At 71.0% G+C, this 6,318-nt stretch carries 9 protein-coding genes and 1 tRNA gene; 5 read left to right on the plus strand and 5 right to left on the minus strand.

Annotated elements, in window-relative coordinates; translation table 11 throughout:
* Positions 1–8: 8 nt before the first annotated feature.
* From ACWEOE_RS22845 to ACWEOE_RS22855, 3 genes are all read right to left on the minus strand, one after another.
* Positions 9–464: an HNH endonuclease gene (locus tag ACWEOE_RS22845; RefSeq protein WP_452012327.1), complete on the minus strand. Its 456-nt coding sequence runs from the start codon at positions 462–464 to the stop codon at positions 9–11.
* A 35-nt stretch (positions 465–499) separates the two neighbouring features.
* Positions 500–573 (minus strand) — tRNA-Cys (locus tag ACWEOE_RS22850).
* A 455-nt stretch (positions 574–1,028) separates the two neighbouring features.
* On the minus strand, positions 1,029–1,394 hold the full coding sequence (locus ACWEOE_RS22855; RefSeq protein ID WP_452012328.1) for a hypothetical protein: 366 nt from the start codon (positions 1,392–1,394) through the stop codon (positions 1,029–1,031).
* Positions 1,395–1,815: 421 nt separating this feature from the next.
* On the opposite strand from ACWEOE_RS22855, the gene ACWEOE_RS22860 reads away from it, so the two are divergent.
* Positions 1,816–2,817, plus strand: a complete 1,002-nt coding sequence (locus tag ACWEOE_RS22860; protein ID WP_452012329.1) for a hypothetical protein — start codon at positions 1,816–1,818, stop codon at positions 2,815–2,817.
* Positions 2,818–3,133: 316 nt separating this feature from the next.
* Here the strand turns inward: ACWEOE_RS22860 and ACWEOE_RS22865 are convergent, their stop codons facing one another.
* Positions 3,134–3,550: a Fur family transcriptional regulator gene (locus ACWEOE_RS22865; RefSeq protein ID WP_452012331.1), complete on the minus strand. Its 417-nt coding sequence runs from the start codon at positions 3,548–3,550 to the stop codon at positions 3,134–3,136.
* A 187-nt stretch (positions 3,551–3,737) separates the two neighbouring features.
* Here ACWEOE_RS22865 and ACWEOE_RS22870 point away from each other — a divergent pair, with 187 nt between their 5' ends.
* The 3 genes from ACWEOE_RS22870 to ACWEOE_RS22880 all read left to right on the plus strand — a co-directional run bounded on the left by ACWEOE_RS22870 (position 3,738) and on the right by ACWEOE_RS22880 (position 4,608).
* Entirely contained in the window at positions 3,738–4,013 is a 276-nt protein-coding gene (locus ACWEOE_RS22870) for a hypothetical protein (RefSeq protein WP_452012406.1), read from the plus strand.
* Complete coding sequence (locus ACWEOE_RS22875; protein ID WP_452012411.1) at positions 3,971–4,111, plus strand: hypothetical protein; 141 nt, start codon at positions 3,971–3,973, stop codon at positions 4,109–4,111. Before ACWEOE_RS22870 ends, ACWEOE_RS22875 begins: the two co-directional genes overlap by 43 nt.
* 119 nt (positions 4,112–4,230) lie before the next feature.
* Positions 4,231–4,608, plus strand: coding sequence for a hypothetical protein (locus ACWEOE_RS22880; RefSeq protein ID WP_452012408.1), 378 nt, complete (start codon positions 4,231–4,233; stop codon positions 4,606–4,608).
* A gap of 217 nt (positions 4,609–4,825) precedes the next feature.
* On the opposite strand, the gene ACWEOE_RS22885 is transcribed toward ACWEOE_RS22880, so the two are convergent.
* Positions 4,826–5,293, minus strand: coding sequence for a hypothetical protein (locus tag ACWEOE_RS22885; protein WP_452012332.1), 468 nt, complete (start codon positions 5,291–5,293; stop codon positions 4,826–4,828).
* Positions 5,294–5,402: 109 nt separating this feature from the next.
* Here ACWEOE_RS22885 and ACWEOE_RS22890 point away from each other — a divergent pair, with 109 nt between their 5' ends.
* Positions 5,403–6,131 carry a TetR family transcriptional regulator gene (locus tag ACWEOE_RS22890; RefSeq protein WP_452012333.1) on the plus strand — a complete coding sequence of 243 codons (729 nt, stop codon included), beginning with the start codon at positions 5,403–5,405 and terminating at the stop codon, positions 6,129–6,131.
* The last annotated feature ends 187 nt before the right edge of the window (positions 6,132–6,318 follow it).

Raw genomic sequence — 6,318 nt, forward strand, 5'->3', positions numbered from 1 at the left:
GTGGACGTTCAGCGCAGCGGGTGCAGGTGGTCCCACGTGGGCACGTGCGGGGTGAACCGCAGCTTCAGCCCGGCCTCGGCGGGGGTGCGGTCGGCCTTGCGGGCGTTGCAGCTGCGGGCCGTGCCACCGCACGCGGCCACGGTGTTGAGCCAGCTGGTGCGTTCGCCGCCGCGCGAGGTCGGGACGATGTGGTCGACCGTGGTCGCGTGGCGGCCGCAGTAGGCGCAGGTGTAGCCGTCTCGCTGCAGCACACCGCGGCGGGACCAGCGGGGCGGGCCGGAATAACGCCACTTCATCACGACGTAGCGCAGCAGCCGCACGACCTTGGGCCGCGGGAAGACACCCAGGTCGGCGCCGTCGCTCTCGTGGACGACCGCGACGTGCCGCACGAGCATCCGGATCGCGTGGGGGACCGAAACGGTGTGCAGGGGCTCGTAGCCGGCGTTGAGGACCAGGACACCCATGGCGGCGGGCACCTCCTTTTCGATTTTCGCTCGGGTGGAGACCACGACCGGAGTCGAACCGGTTTGACCCGCTTTGCAGGCGGTTCCCTGGCCGTTCAGGCACGCGGTCGGAAAGGGACGGGAAATGTCACAAGAACATCACGGAGAACGAAAAAGCCGCCCTGATCGGTCTTCCCGACGGGCGGCTCCCAGCTGCGACGCACCGGGTGCGTCACGGCGTGGAGCCTGGTTCCTCGGCGGCGAACGGCAGGCGCCAAGCATCGCCCACGGTGCGCAAGCACCCCGGGCACAGCATGCGCTCTTCGCTGCCGGACATTTTCGTCGCTCCTTGATCAGTGTTGTTTTGATCAGTGGTGTTTGATCAGTGGTGTCTCGGTTGGTGCTGTACCACCACATCATGACCGACCTCGCGCAACGGCGTCAACGGTGATAATTCGCCCCGCGAACGACCTCACCGGACCCGGAAATGTTTCGCGGGGCCGTCCACGCGTCCACAGTGGACGGGACGGCCCCGCACCTCCCCGGCCGGCGGGTGTTGGCCCAACGCCGACGACCGGAGGGAACCTACTTGCAGCGCTTGCCGCCCTCGACCGACGGCCACCACGTGCCCAGGGGCGGCGGCGGTGTCTTGGTCCAGGTGATCTTCGCGCACTTGCCCTCGCTGCGGGCCTTCCGCGCGGTCACGACCAGCGCGGCGATCGCGACGCCGCAGGCGAGATTGCCCGGCGTCGGAATGTTCTTGCAGACGCGGATCGCCGGTGCGCCCTCGGCGATCAGCTTCGTGGTTCCCTTGCTGAACACCCAGCTGCACGCGAAGACCCCGCAGTCGAGATCCGTCACGGCCGGCGCGGCGGACGCCGGGGCCGGCGCGACGACCAGACTCGCGGCGAGCAACGGCGCGGCCACCAGGGCGACCCGGAGATTCCTCATGAAACGCCCCTTCCTGTTCGTGAATGTCCGAAATGGAGCATCTCGCGCGAAACCGGCGATGTCTTCCCTTGCGCGGTGCTTACGCCCGAAAAGGTGACCGTCCACAGTGGCAGGCCAGCCCGGGTCGCGACGACCGGCCCGGCCTCGAAGCGGCCCTGCGCGCGTCCGGCGCCTCGCGTAAGCCTCGGTGGCGTCGCGCTCCGGCGTGCGGGTGCGGCGCTGACCGGTCAAGCGAAAAATCGAGCCTGTTCGGGCGTGAACCCGGTGCCGGCCGCCCTGGTCGGTGAAGTGGTGCTCCACCAGCGGCTCGACGTGCTGTCGTGGGTGGTGATCGGGGTGATCGTGGCGGCGAACACGGTCGCGGCGTGTCGGGTGAAGGGCGTGGCGGCGGGCGCCGTACCGTCGTCGCAGGAGGTGGCGGATGGTGCGGATGTCGGACCGGGCGTGGCCGTCGACGGTGATCCCGAGCGACGCGCACGAACGCGCGCAGGCGACCGGTGTCCTGTTCCGGCGCATGGGCTGGGTGACGGAGACGCTGACGCGCGACGAGCGTGAGGACGTCGAGCGTCAGCTCGAGTTCTGGTACAGCTGCGGTTACTGCCCCGACGCGCTGCTGATCGCGCTCAGCACCCTGCCCGACGGCAGCCGCCAGCGCCCCCGCCAGTCCGGCGAACGCCCCGGCGGCTTCCTGCGTTCGCGGCTGCAGGGCTGGTTCGACGACACCGCGCAGGCCGCGATGACCCAGGTTCACGAGCCGCCGCGAAGGGGACAGTCGTTCGAGGCCTGGTTCGAGAACAACCGCCGCCAGGCCGCGGCCGACGGCACGGGCCGCAGGCGCCCGCGCATGACCGAGGCGGGGGAGCGGGCGCGCGACGAGGCGCGTGCGTTCGCGGCCTCGCGACGAAAGAGTCCGCTCACGCGCCTGCGCGAAAGCGAACAACGCCGAGCCGCGGCGCTCGACAGCCTGCGCGTGGAAGGCGCCCCCGCGCCCGCCACCCCGGTGCCCCCGCCGAACCCGCGTTCGACCCCTCGGATGGTGGCGTCCTTCGCCGCCCGCCAGTCCGTGGCGGCGAGGTCACCTCAGGTGGTGCGCATCGCACAACGCCTGCGCGCCGAGAAACGCGGCCCGTCGTCCGCCGAGCTCGCCGTCCTGCGCAACGCCATCCGCGACGCCCACCACAACGCCGGCCTCGGCACGCTCGAAGCCGCCAGCGCCCACCTCGGCGACGACACCTCGGCGCTCACCCCCGAAGGCCTGCGCGTGCTTTCCTTCCTCGACCACGCCGACGAAAGCCGCCTGCCGGTCGAGGCGATGATCCGCCTGCTCACCCTCACCGTCGACGAAACGGCGACTCCCGAGCAGCCGCCGGCCACCGAGCTGCCTGGGATTGTCGAGGATTCAGGGAACGCCGAGAACCCGTAAGCGCCGACTCGACCGCGGCGGCCGAGCCGCCGGCGACCGCTGAGTCGCCTGCGATTCGCGAAGCCTCAAGGGAGGTCTTCGACCTGCAAGCGCCCCATCGGCTGCAACCCCGAGCCCGTTGCGGCCGCCGAGCCGCCCTCGCAGGTGGGCTGGTTGCGGCCGCCGAGCCCCGGTCGCTGCTGAGTCGATCACCGGCGCTGAGCTACCCGCGATCCGGCTGCGACAGCTGAACCGCGTACGTGCGTCCGAATCCCCTCGACTGGGGCGCGAAGGCGCTTGCAGCCGCCGGGAATTGCGGCGAGCAACCCGAGACCGACTACGCCCCCGCGACGCAATCGGCGCACAAGCCCCACCACGTGACCTCGGCCGCGTCGATCGTGAAGTCCGGGGCGGTCGGCGGGTGCAGGCACGGGGACGCGTCCACGGCGCCCGTCACGTCCTCGATGCGGCCGCAGCGGCGGCAGACGAGGTGGTGGTGGCCGTCGTGGCGGTCGAGTTCGAAGCGGGCGGGGGAGCCGGCCGGTTCGAGGGTGCGCAGGAGGCCGACGCCGACGAGGTCGTCGAGCACGTTGTAGAGCCCTTGCCGCGAGAGGCCGCCCGTACCGGCCTCGACGTGGGCGGCGATTTCGGCGGCGGTGGTGTGCGGGTGCTCGCGCACGGCGCCGAGCACCGCGCGGCGCTGGGCTGTGTTCCGCAGTCCCCGCAGCTTCAGCTGGACCGCGAAGTCATCCATGATCGGAATGGTACTCTGCCGATCATCGCCAATCCGCCCACAGTCACGGCCGAATGGCCGGGTAGCAACGGTTAAGTGCTGTGCGGGTCGGCCTACTGTTGGCCGGATTGGCAACTTCGCACCACGGGGGAACACCGGCCGAGCGCCACCCGAGGGGCGCCTGCGCAGCGTGCACGGCGGCGTCACCATGTTGCCCGCGGCGGCGATCGGCGGCACGGACTTCCACGCCCGCACCAGGCGTGACGGTGACGCGAAGCGCGCGATCGCTCGCAAGGTCCCGGAGTTGCTGCCCGAGACCGGCGCGGTCGCGTTCGACGCGGGCACCACGACGCACGAGGTGGCGAAGCTCCTGCCCGACGGCGGGCGTCTGCAGGTGGTCACGGCGTCGCTGCCGACTCCCGCAAGTTCGAGCTCTCGGCGATGGTCCGCGCGTGCTCGCTCGAGGACGTCGACGTGTTCGTGACCGACGACCGGCTGCCCGACCGCCACCGCAAGGCCATGCGCGACCACGGTGTCGAAGTGATCACGGTGCCGGTCGAGGAGGACCACGCCATCGCGTGATGGTGGTTTTCGTCTTGTTGTCCACAAAGGACAGTCCGTTCACTCGATCCGGTGGCCTTCGCGTGTCGAACGGCTGAGCGGCCCCACGGCCGGTGCGCCTGCACCAGACTCGCCCGGTGATGAACACCTCCCTCGACGACGCCGGCCGCTGCCTGCTCTCGGTGGCCTGGAACATCCGCACCGGTGTTCCGCGAGCGGGGGCTCGCAAGGAGGAGATCCGGGCCCGGCTGCAGGCCGTCTGTCGCACGATGGGCCACGCCGCCTGCGCCCGAGCCGCGGCGGCGGGTGCGCCGCCGGATCACTTGGTTTTCCTCAAACTCGCGGACCTCGCGTACGAGATCGACACACTCCTGCTGCTCGTCGACACCGCGTTGGCGCCCGACGCCGAGCGCGATCGTCGCCGGTGGGCGGAGATCGAGGCCCTGGTCGGTGGGGTGGACGAGCTGGTGGATCAGACTGCGGATGTGCTCGGTGGGCAGCTGGCGAACAGTCGCTGAGCGGTTGTCGATACGAGCCTGTTCGAGTTCTTGCACGGCGCGCAATGTGTGCGGTTGCGCCCGCCGACGTGTTCGGTCGGCAGGTCGCGAACAAGCGCTGAAGAAGTTTCAGTACCGAGAGGGCGTGTTCGGATCTTCACCAGAGTGACAACACGACGATCACCCGGCGGTCAGGCGACCGCGGGTCCACGGGAGTCCCGGTGCGCTCCGGCCCGGGTCAGTGGCGGATGCGGACCCCGGCCAGCACCGCGCTGAGGCTCGGCAGCCAGCGCTCCCGTGGGTCCGGCGCGGTGAGCCACTCGGTGGACACGCCGGGCACCTGCCGGCCGACCGGCAGGGGCACGAGGGTGCCGCAGTCGAGGAGGTCGACGTCGGGGGGCAGGGTGGCTCGCGGGGGGACCAGGCCGTCGGTTTCGGCGAGGAGGGCGACGCGCGGGCCGTGCTGGGTGGGCAGGACCAGGGCGGGCCCCTGGCAACCGGTGGCGGCGAGGTGGCGCAGGACGGGGCCGGCGGCGAGCTTCGGCAGCGTGACGGCGCACAGGCCGTTTTCGAGCGCGAGGAACAACCGGTTGCCCTGCCAGCGCACCGACCAGCCGAAAAGCCGCCCGTAGTACGCGTCGAAGCGGTCGTGGGCGCGGTCGGCGGGCGCGAGCTCGATCGGCTGGAGCTGCTGGTCGAGGGTCATCGTCGACGCCTTCCGGTTGGTGGGGAGTGGTCACGGGGGCCCGAGGTCCGACCGCGAGTCTAACGGCACTCAGTGCCACTAGCAAGGTGGCCTGCTACCGTCTGCGGGCATGACGGATTCGCCGCGCCGTGCGCCGGCCACCCGGGTCGGGGCGACGCCCGCCGGTCGACGGCAGCTGCGCCGGGCGCTGTCCTCGGCGGCCGTGGACCTGTTCGTGGCCAACGGGTACGAGGCGACGACCGTCGACGAGATCGCGGCCGCGGCCGGGGTGGGGCGGCGCACGTTCTTCCGGTACTTCGACACCAAGGACGACGTGCTCTTCGCCAACCACGACGAGATCGTCACCGAGATGGAGCAGGCGTTCGAGAACGCCGACCCGGCGCGCGACCCGGTCGAGGTGGCCTGCGAGACGGTGAGCCTGGTGCTCGACTACTACGCGGCGGATCTCGATGTCTCGCTCAAGCGGTTCACCCTGACCCGCACGGTGCCTTCGTTGCGGGACAAGGAAGTCGCGACGGTCGACCGGTACCAGCGCGTACTCGCGCGCTACCTGCAGACGCGGTTCGCCGAGCGCGGCGACGACACGGCGAGCCTGCGCGCGGCCGTCGCGGCGGCGGCGATCGCGGCGGCCAACAACCACGTGCTGCGGCGGTGGCTGCGCAGCGGCGGCAAGGACGACATCGCGGCGAGTGCGGCGCGGGCGTTCGCGCTGGTCGGGGAGGCGTTCCGGTCGACGTCCACCGCCGAGACAACGGTGGTGGCGGTGCTCAGCACCGCGACGCCGTTGCCGGAGGTCATGGCGCGGCTGGGCGCGGCGTTTCCGGACAACGATCGGTAAGTGCACTCAGTGCCACAAGCCGCGCCAGCGTGGATCTCGCCATCTTGCCCCCCGTGCCGAAGCCTCAGCGCCGAAGCCTCAGCGCCGAAACCTCAGCGCCGAAACCTCAGCGCCGAAACCTCAGCGCCGAAACCTCAGCGCCGAAACCTCAGCGCCGAAACCTCAGCGCCGAAACCTCAGCGCCGAA

The sequence above is a fragment of the Amycolatopsis sp. NPDC004368 genome (assembly GCF_053602515.1).

Coding starts and splice junctions, on each gene's coding strand:
- ACWEOE_RS22845 (WP_452012327.1), bottom strand. CDS start 464: ATGGGTGTCCTGGTCCTCAACGCCGGCTACGAGCCCCTGCACACCGTT.
- ACWEOE_RS22855 (WP_452012328.1), bottom strand. CDS start 1,394: ATGAGGAATCTCCGGGTCGCCCTGGTGGCCGCGCCGTTGCTCGCCGCG.
- ACWEOE_RS22860 (WP_452012329.1), top strand. CDS start 1,816: ATGGTGCGGATGTCGGACCGGGCGTGGCCGTCGACGGTGATCCCGAGC.
- ACWEOE_RS22865 (WP_452012331.1), bottom strand. CDS start 3,550: ATGGATGACTTCGCGGTCCAGCTGAAGCTGCGGGGACTGCGGAACACA.
- ACWEOE_RS22870 (WP_452012406.1), top strand. CDS start 3,738: ATGTTGCCCGCGGCGGCGATCGGCGGCACGGACTTCCACGCCCGCACC.
- ACWEOE_RS22875 (WP_452012411.1), top strand. CDS start 3,971: ATGGTCCGCGCGTGCTCGCTCGAGGACGTCGACGTGTTCGTGACCGAC.
- ACWEOE_RS22880 (WP_452012408.1), top strand. CDS start 4,231: ATGAACACCTCCCTCGACGACGCCGGCCGCTGCCTGCTCTCGGTGGCC.
- ACWEOE_RS22885 (WP_452012332.1), bottom strand. CDS start 5,293: ATGACCCTCGACCAGCAGCTCCAGCCGATCGAGCTCGCGCCCGCCGAC.
- ACWEOE_RS22890 (WP_452012333.1), top strand. CDS start 5,403: ATGACGGATTCGCCGCGCCGTGCGCCGGCCACCCGGGTCGGGGCGACG.